This is a genomic window from Companilactobacillus halodurans (genome assembly GCF_009600985.1).
GTDB classification, from domain to species: Bacteria; Bacillota; Bacilli; order Lactobacillales; family Lactobacillaceae; genus Companilactobacillus; species Companilactobacillus halodurans.
Window position 1 is genome coordinate 23,511 of the sequence record NZ_VDFP01000018.1, and the last position, 17,022, is coordinate 40,532.

General features: G+C 35.5%; 18 protein-coding genes. 16 read left to right on the plus strand and 2 right to left on the minus strand.

Annotation, left to right across the window (positions count from 1 at the left end; all coding sequences use genetic code 11):
- Positions 1 to 13: 13 nt before the first annotated feature.
- From FHL06_RS08945 to FHL06_RS09000, 12 genes are all read left to right on the plus strand, one after another.
- Positions 14 to 541 (plus strand): YqeG family HAD IIIA-type phosphatase, encoded by a 528-nt coding sequence (locus tag FHL06_RS08945; RefSeq protein WP_153385879.1) that lies wholly within the window; start codon positions 14 to 16, stop codon positions 539 to 541.
- Positions 528 to 1,643, plus strand: coding sequence for a ribosome biogenesis GTPase YqeH (gene yqeH / locus FHL06_RS08950; RefSeq protein ID WP_153385880.1), 1,116 nt, complete (start codon positions 528 to 530; stop codon positions 1,641 to 1,643). The genes FHL06_RS08945 and yqeH overlap by 14 nt, the downstream gene beginning before the upstream one ends.
- 9 nt (positions 1,644 to 1,652) lie before the next feature.
- Positions 1,653 to 1,967, plus strand: coding sequence for a YhbY family RNA-binding protein (locus FHL06_RS08955; protein WP_153385881.1), 315 nt, complete (start codon positions 1,653 to 1,655; stop codon positions 1,965 to 1,967).
- Between the two features lie 17 nt (positions 1,968 to 1,984).
- Positions 1,985 to 2,623: a nicotinate-nucleotide adenylyltransferase gene (locus FHL06_RS08960; RefSeq protein WP_153385882.1), complete on the plus strand. Its 639-nt coding sequence runs from the start codon at positions 1,985 to 1,987 to the stop codon at positions 2,621 to 2,623.
- A complete protein-coding gene (yqeK, locus tag FHL06_RS08965) occupies positions 2,616 to 3,218 on the plus strand; it encodes a bis(5'-nucleosyl)-tetraphosphatase (symmetrical) YqeK (RefSeq protein WP_337692547.1) in 603 nt (200 codons plus the stop codon). Before FHL06_RS08960 ends, yqeK begins: the two co-directional genes overlap by 8 nt.
- A 1-nt stretch (position 3,219) precedes the next feature.
- Positions 3,220 to 3,576, plus strand: coding sequence for a ribosome silencing factor (rsfS, locus tag FHL06_RS08970; RefSeq protein ID WP_153385883.1), 357 nt, complete (start codon positions 3,220 to 3,222; stop codon positions 3,574 to 3,576).
- Positions 3,576 to 4,307, plus strand: a complete 732-nt coding sequence (locus FHL06_RS08975; protein WP_153385884.1) for a class I SAM-dependent DNA methyltransferase — start codon at positions 3,576 to 3,578, stop codon at positions 4,305 to 4,307. Before rsfS ends, FHL06_RS08975 begins: the two co-directional genes overlap by 1 nt.
- Before the next feature lie 8 nt (positions 4,308 to 4,315).
- Positions 4,316 to 5,416 carry a nucleotidyltransferase gene (locus tag FHL06_RS08980; protein ID WP_153385885.1) on the plus strand — a complete coding sequence of 367 codons (1,101 nt, stop codon included), beginning with the start codon at positions 4,316 to 4,318 and terminating at the stop codon, positions 5,414 to 5,416.
- A complete protein-coding gene (locus tag FHL06_RS08985) occupies positions 5,416 to 5,970 on the plus strand; it encodes a YceD family protein (RefSeq protein ID WP_153385886.1) in 555 nt (184 codons plus the stop codon). Before FHL06_RS08980 ends, FHL06_RS08985 begins: the two co-directional genes overlap by 1 nt.
- A 174-nt stretch (positions 5,971 to 6,144) precedes the next feature.
- A complete protein-coding gene (gene gndA, locus FHL06_RS08990) occupies positions 6,145 to 7,569 on the plus strand; it encodes an NADP-dependent phosphogluconate dehydrogenase (RefSeq protein WP_153385887.1) in 1,425 nt (474 codons plus the stop codon).
- A 188-nt stretch (positions 7,570 to 7,757) separates the two neighbouring features.
- Complete coding sequence (locus FHL06_RS08995; RefSeq protein ID WP_153385888.1) at positions 7,758 to 8,444, plus strand: response regulator transcription factor; 687 nt, start codon at positions 7,758 to 7,760, stop codon at positions 8,442 to 8,444.
- Positions 8,441 to 9,523 carry a sensor histidine kinase gene (locus FHL06_RS09000; RefSeq protein WP_153385889.1) on the plus strand — a complete coding sequence of 361 codons (1,083 nt, stop codon included), beginning with the start codon at positions 8,441 to 8,443 and terminating at the stop codon, positions 9,521 to 9,523. Before FHL06_RS08995 ends, FHL06_RS09000 begins: the two co-directional genes overlap by 4 nt.
- An 82-nt stretch (positions 9,524 to 9,605) precedes the next feature.
- Here FHL06_RS09000 and yidC read toward each other — a convergent pair whose 3' ends face one another.
- A complete protein-coding gene (yidC, locus tag FHL06_RS09005; protein WP_162000201.1) occupies positions 9,606 to 10,604 on the minus strand; it encodes a membrane protein insertase YidC in 999 nt (332 codons plus the stop codon).
- A 59-nt stretch (positions 10,605 to 10,663) separates the two neighbouring features.
- A complete protein-coding gene (locus tag FHL06_RS09010; RefSeq protein ID WP_162000200.1) occupies positions 10,664 to 10,939 on the minus strand; it encodes an acylphosphatase in 276 nt (91 codons plus the stop codon).
- 65 nt (positions 10,940 to 11,004) lie between these two features.
- Here FHL06_RS09010 and FHL06_RS09015 point away from each other — a divergent pair, with 65 nt between their 5' ends.
- The 4 genes from FHL06_RS09015 (at position 11,005) to mltG (ending at position 16,963) form a co-directional block, all read left to right on the plus strand.
- Complete coding sequence (locus FHL06_RS09015; RefSeq protein WP_153385890.1) at positions 11,005 to 11,766, plus strand: TrmH family RNA methyltransferase; 762 nt, start codon at positions 11,005 to 11,007, stop codon at positions 11,764 to 11,766.
- 535 nt (positions 11,767 to 12,301) lie between these two features.
- Positions 12,302 to 13,348, plus strand: a complete 1,047-nt coding sequence (gene pheS / locus FHL06_RS09020; RefSeq protein ID WP_153385891.1) for a phenylalanine--tRNA ligase subunit alpha — start codon at positions 12,302 to 12,304, stop codon at positions 13,346 to 13,348.
- A 4-nt stretch (positions 13,349 to 13,352) separates the two neighbouring features.
- Positions 13,353 to 15,758, plus strand: coding sequence for a phenylalanine--tRNA ligase subunit beta (gene pheT / locus FHL06_RS09025; RefSeq protein WP_153385892.1), 2,406 nt, complete (start codon positions 13,353 to 13,355; stop codon positions 15,756 to 15,758).
- Positions 15,759 to 15,811: 53 nt separating this feature from the next.
- Entirely contained in the window at positions 15,812 to 16,963 is a 1,152-nt protein-coding gene (gene mltG, locus FHL06_RS09030) for an endolytic transglycosylase MltG (protein WP_153385893.1), read from the plus strand.
- The last annotated feature ends 59 nt before the right edge of the window (positions 16,964 to 17,022 follow it).

Consider the following 17,022-nt stretch of genomic DNA (forward strand, 5'->3'; position numbering starts at 1 on the left):
ACGAGGATTAAAAATGTTTAAACCATATATTATGCTAGATAAGATCACTGATATCGATGTCGATTCTCTGAAGAAATTGCACATCACGACCATTATGACAGATTTGGATAATACCCTTTTGCCTTGGAATAGTGATAAATATGACTTATCGTTACGTAAGTGGCTCAATCAAATGGCCAAGAATAATATTGAAGTTATGGTTGTTACCAACAACAGTTATGAACGGACAGAAAAAGCCGTCGAACAATTGCCAGTTAGTATCGTTGCCAGAGCTGTTAAGCCTTTGCCTTTTACAATTATGAGACATTTAAGAGAGAATGGTATTAACAAAGAAAACGTCTTGTTTGTCGGGGACCAAGTGATGACAGATGTTTTAGCAGGTAATGGGGCCGGTTTAAAGACTGTTTTAGTCAAGCCATTAGTTAACACTGATGCGAAAAAAACACGTGTTAATAGATTTTTTGAACGTCCAATTTTAAAAGCAATGCAAATGCGTGATAAGAATTTATATTGGAAGGACTCATTAAATGACAGAAAGTAATGAGAAATTATACTGCATCGGCTGCGGTGCTCAACTTCAAACAGAAGATAAAGACAAGCCCGGTTTCGTGCAGGCATCTACTCTAAAAAAGTACACAGAAGATGATTCAAAGGAACTCTTATGCAAAAGATGCTTCCGACTTCGTAATTATAATGAAATCACTGACGTTGATGTGTCAGACGATGACTTCTTGAAATTGCTCGACTCAATTTCTGCAGAAGACGCCTTGGTAGTTAACGTAGTTGATATCTTTGATTATGAGGGTAGCGTCATTCCTGGATTGCAACGTTTCTTCGGCGATAAGAAAATCTTAGTCGTTGGTAATAAGGTCGACTTGTTGCCAAGCTCAGTTAATCAAAATCGCTTATTGAACTGGTTGCAACAAAAGAGTAAAGAAAATGGAATCAAGTCAGTTGATCAAATTATGGTTTCTGCAGTTAAAGGAACTAATATTGATGAATTGATGGAAATGATTGAGAAGTATCGTGATGGCAAAGATGTTTACGTCGTTGGAACTACTAATACTGGTAAATCTACTTTGATTAACCGTATCATCAGTTCTAATTCAGATATCAAATATTTGATTACGACTTCTAGATTTCCTGGAACAACGTTGGACCGAATCGATATTCCTTTGGACGATGGACATAGTTTAATTGATACGCCAGGAATTATTCACCGTTATCAACTAGCCCATTTCCTAAATGCTAAAGATTTGAAGACAGTTACACCTAAGAAACCATTACGTCCAGCAACGTTCCAATTACGTGATGGCCAAACGATTTTTGTGGCTGGTTTAGCAAGATTTGATTTTCTAGACTACAAGACTAATGTGACATTTTATGTCAATCAAGGTTTGCCATTACATCGAACAAAGACCATTAATGCAGATGAATTTTATCAAAAACACTTAGGCGATATTTTAACTCCACCAACGGACGTTAAAGACTTCCCTAAATTCAAGAGTCAAATCTTTTCGGCACATGAAAAATCAGATATAGTTATCTATGGATTAGGTTGGCTAACCATTCCTGCAGGTACAAAAGTTAAAGCATATGTTCCTGATGGAGTGCATGTTTCGATTCGGAATGCGATAATTTAAGGAGAAACAATGATTATAAAAGGAAAAAAGAACCGTTATTTAAGAAGTCAAGCAGCTACAATGAAGCCTGTACTTCAAGTCGGTCGTGAGGGTATTAGTGATAATTTAATCAAACAATTTGAAATTTTGATTGAAAAAAATGAATTGATTAAAGTGTCACTCTTACAAAATACCATGGTTGAACCACAAGATTTAATTGAAGCTTTACAAAATGTTGACGATAGTATCGTTCACATTCAAACAATCGGTTCAAAGATGATTTTCTATCGAAAAGCTTCAAAAATCAAAAATCGTAAATACTCGGTTGAGTTAGAGAATATTTAAATTTAAGTGATGAAAATATGAATACTCAAAAACAATTATTAACTAAAGCTAAATTAGAATTTCACAGTAATTTACCAAAAAGACATATTGGAATCCTTGGTGGGACATTTAATCCCATTCATTTGGGACACCTATTAATAGCCGAACAGGTTTATGAACAGCTTTGTCTTGATAAAGTTTTGTTCTTGCCTGATAAGGTTCCGCCTCATCGAGGAGTAAAAAAATCTTTGCCTGATATTAATAGTGATGATCGAGTCAACATGATCAAATTAGCGATTAGAGATAATATGCATTTTGATTTAGATATGACCGATATAAAACGTGGTGGGATTAGTTATACTTATGAAACTATTAAGTTATTAAAAGACTTAAATCCCAACACAGAATATTACTTTATTGTCGGTGGAGATATGGTTGAGAACCTTCCTAAATGGTCCCATATTGATGAACTAGTTCAAATGGTTCACTTTGTAGGCGTTTGTCGAAAAGGTTTTGAAAAAAAATCGAAATATCCGATACTTTGGGTCAACACACCAGAACTAGAGATCAGTTCAAGTATGATTCGAGAACGGGTCAAAAAAGGACAATCGATCAAATATTTAGTTCCTGATGATGTGGCCTGGTATATCAAGGATAGGGGGCTTTATAGTGAATGATTTTAAGTATGATGACATAAAAAGCAATTTGAATCGTGACCAAATTTTAGATAGAATGCATGATACGCTTAGCGATTTTCGTTATACGCATTGTTTGCGAGTCGAAAAAGTTAGTCGTGGTTTAGCTGCTGAATTTGGTGGCGACGTAGAGCGTGCTGGCTTAGCAGGTTTACTGCATGATTATGCTAAAGAACGAAGCGATGAAGAATTCATTGATGTTATCAAGAGAAAAAATTTAGACCCAGAATTGTTGAATTATAATAATGCAATTTGGCACGGAATCGTTGGTGCTGAAATTATTAAAGATGAATTGGGTATTTATGATGAAGACGTGTTGAATGCAATCCGCAGACATACTGTTGGAGCAACAACTATGACGCAGGTTGATAAATGTGTATTCGTGGGTGATTTCATTGAACCAGAAAGAGATTTCCCTGGAATCAAAACAGCTCGTGCTTACGCTGAAAAATCATTAGATTCAGCCGTGGCTTATGAATTGAAGCATTCAATACAACACTTAGTAGAAAAAAATCGAGAAATATATCCAGCAACTTTTATTAGTTACAATTATTGGATAACAAAAGGAGACTTATAATTTGGATTCAAAGAAAATAATGGAAATCGCTGTTAAAGCAGCCGATGAAAAGCATGCTAATGACATCAAAGTTTTGAACATCAGTGAAGTAAGTATCATGGCTGATTACTTTGTAATCATGGATGCTGGTTCCCAACGTCAAGTTGATGCTATCGTTCAATCAGTTTTGGATAAAGCTTCAGAAAATGATATTGATGTGGGACATGTTGAAGGAAATCGGAACTCAGAATGGGTTTTGATTGATCTTCATGATGTAGTTATTCACGTCTTCACTTCAGAACAACGTGATTTCTATAATCTTGAAAAACTTTGGTCAGATGCTTCAGAAGTAGATATTTCTGATTTGGTAACTGAATAATGATTTATAACTCATTTGCACGAGTATATAGTGAGTTGATGGATGATTCACTGTATGCTAAATGGGCTGAATATGTTGAAAAAGAAGCCGGAACAATTGATAAGACGCTGTTAGACGTTGCTTGTGGAACCGGTGATTTAACAATCTTGTTAGCTGATAAATTTCACGTTACAGGAACTGACCTTTCCGATGAGATGTTAAAAATTGCTGAAGAAAAAGCTCAAAAGGCTAAGAAAACTATTCCCTTTATTCAAAGCAATATGATGGATTTATATGATTTTGAAAAATTCGACGTCATTACTTGTTTTGACGACTCAATTTGTTACTTAAAGGATGAAGATGAGTTGGCAGTTGCCTTTAATCAAGCATTTGAACACTTGAATGCAGGCGGAAAGTATTTATTCGATGCACATTCCTTGTATCAAATGGATGAAGTTTTTCCTGGTTATATGTTCAATCATCGAACTGAAGACTCAGCTTTTATGTGGAATAGTTTTGAGGGTGAATATCCTCATAGTATCGAACATGAATTGACCTTCTTCAATTGGAATGACAAGATTAAGGGATATTCGGTCAATACTGAGCTTCATAAGGAAAGAACTTATCCAATAGAAACGTTTAAAATGATTTTAAATGATATTGGCTTTAAGAATATCCAAGTGAGTGCTGAGTTTGGCAAATCAGAAGTGAAAAATGATTCAACAAGATGGTTCTTTTCAGCTGAAAAGTAGAGGATCTTATGACAAAAATTTATGGGTTCGTTGCGGAATTTAATCCATTTCACAATGGACATAAGTTATTTATCGATGCAATCAAACAAAAATATCACCCTGATGTATTAATTGCCGTTATGTCGGGCAATTTTGTTCAACGGGGTGATTTTGCCATTTTGGACAAGTGGAAAAGAGCAAGACTGGCAATTGAAAATGGAGTCGATTTAGTAGTCGAATTGCCACTGGCGAGTGCTGTACAACCAGCAGGCTTATTTGCTGAGGGGTCGATAAGAGTTTTGAATTCCTTGGACATCGATACGTTAGTTTTTGGAACTGAAGAAAAATTAGATTTTGATGAAATTGCTCAACAAATCTCATCCATTAAAGCTGACTTTAAACCAAATTATCAAAATAGTTCAGCTCAAAATTTGACTGATTTTTATCGTTCAAAGGGACTTGAGATTTCCAAACTACCGAATCAACTTTTAGGCTTGAATTATGTTTTACAGATCAAACAAAACCATTTTTTGATTGATACGAAAACAATTCTTAGAAACCAGTCTGATTTTAGTGCAACTAAAGTTAGAAATTGCTATATTAATGGTGAGCCAATTGCTGGATTAGTACCTAAATTGACTCAAACATTAATGAGTGAACAAAAAATTGCTACATGGGAAGATTTTTTTCCCTATTTGAAATATCAAATTCTAAATTCTTCAATCGATGAATTGCAGCAAATTTATCAGATGGTTGAAGGGTTGGAGTACAAATTAAAGAAAGAAATTGTTGATAGTGATAATTTTCAACAATTCATCGACCGAGTTAAATCAAAACGTTATACTTTGGCTCGTTTGAGACGTTTAATGATGTATACGTTATTAAATGTGAAAGAATCTGAAATTAATAATGTGAATAAAAATCCTTATTTGAGAATATTAGGATTTAATTCATCAGGTCAAAAGTATCTTAATGAATTAAAGAAAAACGACCTGAATTTAATTACTCGTGTCGGGAAAAAAGAACAAGCTGCTTTAGACTTAGAAATCAGAGCTGATAGAATTTATCAAATGATAACTAAGGAAAAGCAAGATTTTGGAAGAATACCTTACATGAAAGGGGTAAATTAATGCTAAATTGGGATGTTCAAGACGTTCGCCGTTACAAAGACAAACCTTTTGAATTTGAGGAAGAACTCGATTTAACTAAAGAGCTGACAACTCGTTCCGACGATGTTTTAGATTCAGCTCCAGTCGAAGTGAAGGGCCAATTATTCAATGATCATGGTCTAGTAATTTCAGATGTCAAAGTTAAAACAACTTTAAAAGTACCTTCAACAAGAAGTTTATTGCCAGTAGAATTACCGGTCGATATTAGAATTAATGAAGCTTATAACATTGATGATCTTGCAGAAGAAGACTTGGAGGATTACGCTGTTGTGATTTCTGTCAACGATGACAATCCAACTATTAATATTTATGAATCAGTGATTGATAATATTTTATTGAGTATTCCTTCAAAGGTCTTAACTAAGAAAGAAGAACAAGAAAATATCATGCCTTCTGGTAAAGACTGGGAAGTGATTTCTGAAGAAGATTTCAATTCGCAAAAAGAAGAAGAGCATGTGAATCCAGAATTTGCGAAATTAAAAGGTTTATTTAAAGATGATGGTGATAAGAAGTAGAGATATTTTAACTACTTCTTTTTTTCTACCCTTATTTGTTCTAATGAAATATTTCTTATAAGGTTAGATGTAAAACTAACATTAAAATAATCGTAAAATGAAGCGGTTTTATTCACTCCTTTTTTGATTTTTTGTTAGAATTAATATGTGAACAAAAATCGGAGGTAATTATTAATGGCAAAACCACAAATTGGTGTTATTGGTATGGCTGTCATGGGTAAGAATCTTGCCCTAAATATTGAGAGTAGTGGATATGAAGTTGCTATCTATAACCGTACAGGTTCAAAGACTAAAGCGGTTGTTGAGGAGCATCCAGAAAAGAAATTAGTACCTAGTTATACAATTGAGGATTTTGTAGATTCACTTGAAAAACCTCGTCGTATTATGATGATGGTTAAAGCAGGTGCTGGTACTGATGCTGTTATCGGACAACTCTTGCCTTTATTAGACAAGGGCGATGTTTTGATCGATGGTGGTAATACAAACTTCCAAGATACTATTGAACGTAACAAACGTTTGGATAAATCTGGAATCAACTTTATCGGTATGGGCGTTTCCGGTGGTGAGCTCGGTGCTCTTCACGGACCATCATTAATGCCCGGTGGCCAAAAAGAAGCTTATGATCTAGTTGCTCCTATTTTGGAACAAATCTCAGCCAAAGCTGACGAAGATGGTGCACCATGCGTTACATACATCGGACCTAATGGTGCCGGCCACTATGTAAAGATGGTACACAATGGTATCGAATATGGCGATATGGAACTTATTTCTGAAAGTTACAACTTGTTGAAGCACTTGTTTAACAATGATGTTAATAAGATTGCTGAAGTCTTCCAAGACTGGAACAAGGGTGAACTATCAAGTTATTTGATCGATATTACTTCACAAATCTTGACTAGAAAAGACGATGAAGGAACTGACGATTATATTGTCAATAAGATTTTGGACAAAGCTGGTAACAAGGGTACTGGTAAATGGAGTTCACAAAGTGCTCTTGAACTAGGCGTTCCACAATCATTGATTACAGAATCAGTTTACTCACGTTATGTTTCTGCTTATAAAGATGAACGTGTTAAGGCAAGCAAGGTTTTACCTAAGCCTGAAAAGACACCAGAAATCAAGAATGTCGATGAATTAGTTGAAAAGATCCGTAAAGCTTTGTACTTCAGTAAACTAATCAGTTATGCTCAAGGATTTGCTCAAATGAAGGCCGCTTCTGATCACTACGATTGGGATTTAAACTACGGTAAGATTGCTCAAATCTGGCGTGCTGGTTGTATCATTCGTGCTCAATTCTTACAAAAGATCACTGATGCATACGACGAAGAACCAAAATTGGACAACTTATTGATGAACGATTACTTCAAGGGTATCGTTAAAGAATATCAATCAGATGTTCGTGACGTTGTCAGCTTTGCTGTTCAAGCCGGAATTCCTGTTTCTGGATTCATGGCTGCTATCTCATACTACGATCAATATCGTTCAGAAGAACTCCCTGCAAACTTGATTCAAGCTCAAAGAGATTACTTCGGTGCTCACACATATGAGAGAAATGACAAACCTGGTACATTCCACTATACTTGGTATGAAGAACAATAATGTAGTAAAAATTTGGGACGGGGGACCGTCTCTTTTTTTGTTTAAAAAAAATAAAAATAAAAGCTTGTCTTCTTTTAATTTTTGCTATATGTTAAAATCATTAATGCATTGCCAAAAGAGAGACACATTTGAATTGATGATTAGTCTATAATTAAAGATAATTTAATATTTATGTATAGGAGATACGTATGGCTAAAATACTTGTTATTGAAGACGAAGAGAATATGGCAAAATTCGTTCAACTCGAACTTCAACATGAAAATTATGAAGTGACTGTCGAACGTGATGGTAGAACCGGCCTCGATGCAGCGTTGTCAGAAGATTGGGATTTAATCTTGCTTGATCTGATGTTACCTGAATTGAACGGTATCGAAGTTTGTCGTCGCATTCGTCAAGAAAAAAATACACCAATTATTATGATGACAGCACGTGATTCAATTATTGATCGTGTATCAGGATTAGATCACGGGGCTGACGATTATATTGTTAAACCATTTGCAATTGAAGAATTGCTTGCAAGAATCCGGGCATTATTAAGACGTATCGATTTAGATATCGATGTGACAAGAAATAACGATCAAGTTTTAAAATATAAGAACTTGGTTATTGATAAGACTACTCAAACTTTGAAGCGTAATGGGGAAGTAATTGACTTGACTCGACGCGAATATGATTTATTGAGTGCCTTAATGGAAAATGTTGGAACCGTTTTGAGTCGTGACGACTTATTGGAACGTGTTTGGGGAACAGGTTCATCAACTGAAACAAATGTCGTTGATGTTTATATCAAATATTTGAGAAATAAAATTGACCGCCCAGGAGCACCTAGCTATATCTCAACTGTTCGTGGCAAAGGGTACGTGATGCGTCGATGAGAATTTCAATCCGTTTCAAATGGACTGCTTTAATTTCAATTGTTATCTTAATGGCTTATGTTTTTGTCAGCATTATAGCGATGCGGACAGTTGATAATGTAGCTTCAGTGAATGAAATTCATGCATTTACCACCAAATTGATCATTGGTGGAGTCGTAGTTTTTATTTTAGGCGTGCTGTTGAGTTTTTATGCGGTAACGATGGTCTTAAATGATTTGAAAAAAATCAATGTGACAATCGATGCTTTGAATAAGAAACCTGATTCTGACTCTAGAATAAAAATACGTAAAAGAAATGATGAAGTTTATGATTTAACAGTTAATATCAATAAAATGTTAGATCGAATGCAAGCTTACACGAATCAACAAAAAGAATTTGTGGAAGATGTTTCACACGAATTGCGGACCCCAGTTGCTGTACTCGAAGGACATTTAAGTATGTTGCAACGTTGGGGTAAAGACGATCCCGAAGTTTTGAATGATTCAATCAATTCATCGCTTCAGGAATTAAAACGAATGCAATCCTTGATTCAAGAGATGCTAGATCTTACACGTGTTGAACAGATCGACAGTGCATATTTGGAACAGACAACTGAGGTCAAACCATTGTTTACGCAAGTTTACAATGATTTCAAAATGTTGCATCCAGATTTTGTGATCAATTTCGACGACGATATCCGTGAGGGTAGTAAAGTTAAGATTTATCGCAATCACTTGGAGCAAGTCTTAGTTATCCTATTGGATAATGCATTTAAATATTCAGCTGATCGAAAAGAAATCAATTTGGCTGCTTCGACTAATTCAGCATTGTTGGAAGTGGTCGTCCAAGATTATGGGCTTGGAATCGCTAAAAATGACCTTAAACGGATTTTTAATAGATTCTATAGAGTTGACAAGGCCCGCTCAAGAAAACGTGGAGGAAACGGTCTAGGACTTTCTATTGCCAAGCGATTGATTGAAATCTATCATGGTAGCTTGGAAGTTGAAAGTGTTGTCGGTTCTGGAACGGTTTTTAAGATTGAATTGCCTATATTACAACCAGAAGAAACAACAAAAAAAGATAAAGAATCAAAAAAGTAATTCTCAATTAAATTTGAGGATTTTTTTTAAACTCAAAAAGGCTATCAATTCATTATTGAATTGATAGCCTTTTATCATGAAACTATTTATTTTTGTTGCGATTTTGTTTGCCTTGATTTAATTCACGAATACTCTTGTGTAGTTCTTTTTCAGCTTGTGCACTTTGATTTGCAGTACCATTATCATTTGTTTTTGCACTTGAAGCTCCCGAGTTTAAAATGTCATCAAGCATTTCTTGCGTGACAACTATTTTAACTGGATTCTTTGCTAATTCAGCATCAGTTTGTTTTCTGATTCTTGGGGTAACGATGTAATTTGTAATCAATTGTTGAATCACGATTACGATACCACCGACCAAGAAGTAAAGTGCAAGAGCAGCAGTTGAAATCATTGAAATGAAGAATGTCATCATAGGACTCATGAGTAGCATTGTTTGCATTTGTTTTCTTTGTTCCTGTGGAACGATTTGTAAGGACATCCAACCTTGAATCAAGTAGAAGACGGTCGCAATAATGGCAACAATCATACTTGGTTTACCAAGAGGGATTGATAAGAAGGTAGCAGTACCGATTTGCTTTGAATATTGTACGGCTTGATAAATACCAATCAAGATTGGCATTTGAAGAAGCAATGGCAAACATCCCATACCACCGGTTAAACTTAAATTATTCTTCTTATAAACTTCCATCATTAAGCTACTGATTTTCTGTTGAGCATCAGGATTCTTAGCTTTCTTTTGTGCGTTTTGAATTAATTTCAATTGAGGTTGCACAGCACGCATTTTTTCTTGTTGCGTCGTTGATTTATATTGTTGGTTCAATGATAAAGGAACCAAAATCAAGCGAACGACAAAGGAAATAATCATGATTCCCCAAGCATATGCGTTTGTACCACCAATTATTTGTGCTGTCTTTAGAATCAAATTTTGGAACGGAATTCCTAGCCATTTGTAAATAAATCCATATGGCCCACTAGTAGGAGCGTGCAAGTTTGCGGAACTTTGAGCACATCCAGTCAAAACTAGTGTCAGTACTAAAACTAGCGACAGTACTGATATATATTTGACATATTTTTTCTTCACTTAAATAAACCACCCTTTTAATCGTATACAGAGTAATATACTTTAACTCTTTTGACGTTTCAACCAATCACAGTGAATTTCTTGTAATGTTGTAAGTCGTCAGAAAAATTATAGTCCAATTTAGTTACTTTTCCAAAGGGTGAAGGGGAAGATTTTATCCGATTAAGGAAAATATATAAGATTTTTTGGTCTCCTTCGGCCTCGATTGAAACTGAACCGTCCATTTCATTTTTCACTGTGCCAGTAACTCCCAGTTCGTTAGCTACTTGAAAAGTTGAATAGCGAAATCCAACTCCTTGAACTAAGCCATCGGCATTAATGGAAAGATGTTTCACAACTGATCACCTCAAATTCTCGAATGTGTTAATATTTATATTATAGAACAAGAGGGATGGATGATATGAAATATATTGAATCGAAAAAAAATGATGAAATCAAACAACTGAAGAAATTATCAGCTACAAAAAATATTCGTAAGACTGGAACTTATATGATTGAAGGCTTTCATTTAGTTCGTGAAGCTGACCAATATGAGCAAGAATTTGTGAAGCTCTTAGTTACGGAAAAATACGAAGATGATCGATTAGTTAAAAAATACCACGATATTGCCGTAACGATTTCTGAAGATGTTGCTAATGATTTATCAGAAACAAAGACGCCACAAGGAATCTTTGCTGTCATTAAAGTAAATGAAGAAAATGATTTAACTGACTTTTCTGGAAAGTGGGTCATGCTAGACGACGTCCAAGATCCCGGAAATGTCGGAACAATCGTCCGTACAGCTGATGCAGCAGGATATGATGGAGTAATCACAAGTTTAGACTCAGCTGATTTCTATCAACCAAAAGTTCAACGTTCGATGCAAGGAAGCCAATTCCATCTACCCATCTACCGAATGGATATTAATCGTGCTATCAACTTAGCCAAAAAGTCACAATTAAAAATTTATGGTTCACAAGTAAATGCTAAAGCAAAACCATACAATGAATTAACCAAGATTGATAATTATGCATTAGTTATGGGCAATGAAGCTCACGGAGTTACAAAAGAAGTATTAGGCGAAACCGATGAAAATATTTATATACCAATTCTTGGAAAAGCCGAATCACTCAACGTAGCAGTAGCTGCCGGAGTTTTAATGTACGGATTACAAACACTTTAGAACTTGCTAAACTTGTAAGTTTTTGTATAATCAACTATATAAATAAAATATTTAAACTTTGACGAAAAATAGTAACTGCAGATTTCATGACAGGAAGAGCCATTGACTGAAAAAGGCTTGATGAAAGAAACAGCGAATTCACTTTCTGAGTTTTTAAGTTAGTTACTATATAACTACTTGAGTGCATGTTTTTAAACATGAACTAGGGTGGTACCGCGAGTCCTCGTCCCTTTTTTAGGGATGGGGACTTTTTTTTGAGAGAGCGCAGCAGGGGCGGTCAGCCCACGAGGATTAAGACCAATATCTCAGGTGATTGCGAAGCAATCGCCAGAGATATTAGACTTAACCGGAATGGGTTGCCCCTGCGGAGCTCGTTTCAACCATATATCAGTGGAGCAATGGTTATTAAACAAGAGGACATAAAACTATTTTAAAGTTACCTCTTCCACATAACACAATCCCCAATAGTTATTAAAAAAATATCTAACATAAAAATTTCAATCAATAGAATTCAAGACCACCAAGGAGAAACAAAATGTCATTAAATGAAACACTAAAGAACCTAAGAGAAAATGGTATCGACGAAGCCAAAAAAGCTCAAAAGCTTCAAGAATTAAACGACCTAAGAGTTAATCTTTTAGGTAAAAAGGGACCTATCACTAAAGCCTTAAGAGGTATGAAAGATGTTCCTGCAGAAGAACGTCCTGAAATAGGTACCTTAGCTAATAATGTAAAAAAAGATATTCAATTGGCCATTGAAGAAAAAATGGAAGAATTGAATAAAAAAATCGTTGCTAAAAAGCTGGCTGAAGAAACAATTGATGTAACTTTGCCTTCCACTAGTCAAAATCAAGGTACAAAGCATATTTTGAATCAAACGATTGAAGACATTGAACAATTCTTTATCGGTCTAGGTTACGAAGTTGCTGGTGGCTATGAAGTTGAAGAGGACCACTACAATTTTGAAAGATTGAACATCCCTAAGAATCACCCAGCTCGTGATATGCAAGATACTTTCTATTTATCAGATGAACTTTTAATGAGAACTCAGACTTCTGCACAAGAAGGTCGTGACATGGAAGCTCATGACTTTTCAAAGGGTCCTTTAAAGATGATTTCACCAGGTGTCGTTTACCGTCGTGATGATGATGATGCTACTCACTCTCACCAATTCCATCAAATTGAAGGTTTAGTCGTTGATAAAAATATCAGTATGGCTGACTTGAAAGGTACCTTAGATGCACTTTGTCGTCACGTCTTTGGACCAGACCGTGAAATAAAATTCCGTCCAAGTTATTTCCCATTTACTGAACCATCAGTTGAAGTTGATGTTTCTTGTTTTAACTGTGGTGGAGAAGGCTGTCGTATTTGTAAGTACACCGGCTGGATCGAAGTTTTAGGTGCCGGACTTACGCACCCTAATGTTTTAAAGATGTCAGGAATTGACCCTAATGAATACAGTGGTATGGCTTTTGGTCTTGGACCAGAACGTTTTGCCATGCTTAAATATGGAATCAACGATATCCGTGATTTCTACTTAAATGATGTAAGATTCCTAGAACAATTCAAAGGAGTAAATTAAGATAATGAAGATTTCAACAAGTTGGTTAAAAGAATACATTCCAGTTACACATACAGTCGAAGAAATGGCTAATAAAATTTCTTTAACTGGGATTGAATCAAGTCCAGTTAAATTAGGAGAAGAGTTGACTGATTTAGTTGTCGGCCATATCACAAGCGTGATAGCTCATCCTAATTCAGACCACTTAAAAGTTTGCCAAGTAGATGTTGGTGAATCAGAAGAAATTCAAATCGTCTGTGGTGCTCCTAATGTGGCAAAAGGTCAATACGTTATCGTTGCAAGACATGGCGCACACTTGCCTAATGGCGTTAGGATCAAGCGTGGCAAAATCCGTGGCCAAGAGTCAAATGGCATGATTTGTGGTTTAGACGAAGTCGGCGTCCCTAGTCAATACATGCCTGAAGAATTTGCTAACGGCATTTATGTTTTCGACGACCCTCAAAAACCAGGCGAAGATGTTTATGATCTCCTTGGTTTAAAAGATGAAATGATCGATATCGATATCACGCCTAATCGTGCTGATACTTTGGGTATGCGTGGTGCTGCTTGGGAAATCGGTGCAACTTATAATGAAAAACCAACATTTAAGAAACCAGAATTGAATCAAACAAAAGTTCAAGACGATGCAGATGTCACTGTAAAAGTCGCTGAAAAAGACTTAGTACCTGATTATTTATTACGTGAGTTAAAAGGTGTAACTGTTTCTCACAGTCCGCTTTGGATGCAAAGAAGGTTGTGGAATCAAAACATCCAACCAGTTAATAATGTCGTCGATGCAGCTAACTACGTTATGATTGAATACGGTCAACCTATTCAAGCTTATGATTTAGATAAACTTCAAGATAAAGACTTAACAGTTAGGTTCGCTAAAGATGGCGATAAATTAGTATTGGATGATCAAGATAAGGTTCTTGATAAAAATGACTTGATTGTTGCTTCTAATAAGGAAATTTTAGGATTAGCTGGAGTAATTAATGGCAAAACTGCTGCGGTTGACGAAAATACGAAAAATGTTTTACTAGAGGCAGGGGTTTTTGATGGTGCCACTGTTCGTAAAACTGCTCAAAGACACGACCTACGTGGCGATGACTCTAACCGTTTTGAAAAGGGCGTTGATAATGGCATCGTTGACGAAGCACTTTTACGTGCCACTCAATTAGTTGATCAAAATAGTGACGCAACAACTATTTCAAAGGATATTGTTGGTAATTACACTAAGGCAGAACCAACTGTTATCAAAGGTAGCATTAATCATATTAATCATTTGATGGGCTTAGACCTTTCTAGTGATGAGATTCTTGATATTTTTGACCGCTTAGGTTTTGAAACAGAATTATCTGGCGATGATGTGACTGTTACGATTCCAACTCGTCGTTGGGACATGACTATCGAAGCCGACTTGGTTGAAGAAGTTAATCGAATTTATGGGTACGAGAACTTACCTAATACTTTACCTGCAGGAATGGAGACACGTGGCGGCTACAGCAAGAAGCGAGAATTAAGCAATAAGCTTCGCGATATTTTACTTGGTGCCGGCATGGATGAAGTTATTAATTTCTCGCTTTTAAGTAAAAAAGAAGTTGAAGATTTCAACACGATTCACACAGAATATACTAAGTTATTGCATCCGATGACTGAAGATCACGAATACTTACGCAACAGCTTGATTCCAGGTTTAGTTAGAAACGTGGCTTATAATCAAGCTCGTAAAAATGACAATCTCAAGATTTTTGAGCAAGCTAGAATATTTGACCGTCCAACTGGTCAAGCTCGTCCAAATGAAGTATCTTATATTTCAGGTGCTGTCAGTGGAGATGTCGTAGTCGATTCATGGAATACTCAAGCTCAAAAAGTCGATTTCTATTATGTTAAGGGAATCGTGGATGAACTATTGTCATTTACCAATAGCGATGCCACATTTAGTTATGAAGCTACTGATGAATACAAAAACCTTCACCCAGGTCAAACAGCTAAAATTTTAGCTAACGATCAAGTAATTGGTCTTATTGGTAAGTTGCATCCTGATTATCAAAAATCCCAAAATGTTTCGGATACGTTTGTTTTTGAATTGAATATCGATCTATTGTATGAATTGAATTCTAAGAACGTAAAAGCTCAAAGTGCGCCTAAATATCCTGCTGTAACTCGTGATTTAGCTATTTTAGTTGGAAAAGATATTAATAATAGTCAAATTATTGCTGACATTTTCGCTAATGGCGGCAAATACTTGCAAGATGTTAATATCTTTGATGTCTATCAAGGTAAAAATATTCAACCAAATCACAAATCACTTGGTTATCACTTAGAATTCTTAAATCCTAACGATACTTTAACTGATGAAGAGGTTGAAAAGGCATTCTCACTTGTTAAAGAAAGTTTGGTACAAAAATTTAACGTAGAAATTAGATAATTATGCTGAAACTAATGGTATAATTCTAATAAATTAACTCGGGAGGCTGTGTCTTGAGCCAGAAGGATGATAAAAAAGAAGCATTGAAACGTGAATCGGGTGAAAAAGTAAAAACCCGAGCTCAAGAACGTTCAGTAGCTAATCATATAGCTTATTGTATAGTAGGGGTGATTGCTGTTTTAGCAGTAGTCGTTGCTATTATCGGCTTCAATTATGTAAACAGTTCATTGCAACCTTACAATGAAAAGAGTAAGGAAACGATAGTCGTTAAAATACCAATGGGGTCTTCGACTAAAGAGATTGCTAAAACACTTGAAAAAGATAAGATTATTAAGAGTGCAACAGTTTTCAATTTTTATACGAAAGCTCAAAACTACAATAATTTTCAGGCTGGTTATTTCAAATTCAAACAGTCGATGGATATGAGTCAAGTCGTTAAACAGCTTCAAAAAGGTGGTACGGCAGAAGTCCCAGCTGGTGCATCTACTGATTCAGTGTTAGTTCGTGAAGGTGTTACAATTGACGAGATTGGTGACCAAATTCAAAAGAGTACTCATTTTAAGAAGAAAGATTTCTTGAAATTAATGAAAAACAAGAAATATTTGAAGCAACTTCAAAAGAAGTACCCTGAATTATTGGATTCAACCATGGCTAAAAAGAATGTTAGATATCATTTGGAGGGTTATTTATTCCCTGCGACTTATGGAATCTACAAAGGTTTGACTTTGAAACAATTAGTTAACCAAATGGTTGAAAAAGAGAATCAAGAACTAGAACCTTATTACGATAAGATTAAGGAGAAAGGTCTGACGGTTCAACAAACTTTGACTTTGGCATCATTAGTTGAACGTGAAGGTGTTAAGAACTCTGATCGTAGAAAGATTGCTGGCGTGTTCTTCAATCGTATTGATATTGATATGCCAATTCAATCTGATATTTCTGTCATGTATGCTTTGAATAAGCATAAGACGAAGTTATCAAGAAAAGATGTTAGAGTAAAATCTCCATATAATCTCTATAAACATGCAGGTTATGGTCCTGGACCATTTAATACTCCAAGTCTTCAAGCAATTGAAGCTACTTTGAATCCTGCAGATAGAGATGAAAATTATCTCTACTTTGTTGCAAGTTTGAAGACAGGTAAGGTATATTATTCACATACATTAGAGGAACATGAGAATAAGAACTCTTCATTAGGTCAATAATGTATAATTAAATAGAAAAATAAATGTCATCTAATCACAGTAGATTAGATGACATTTTG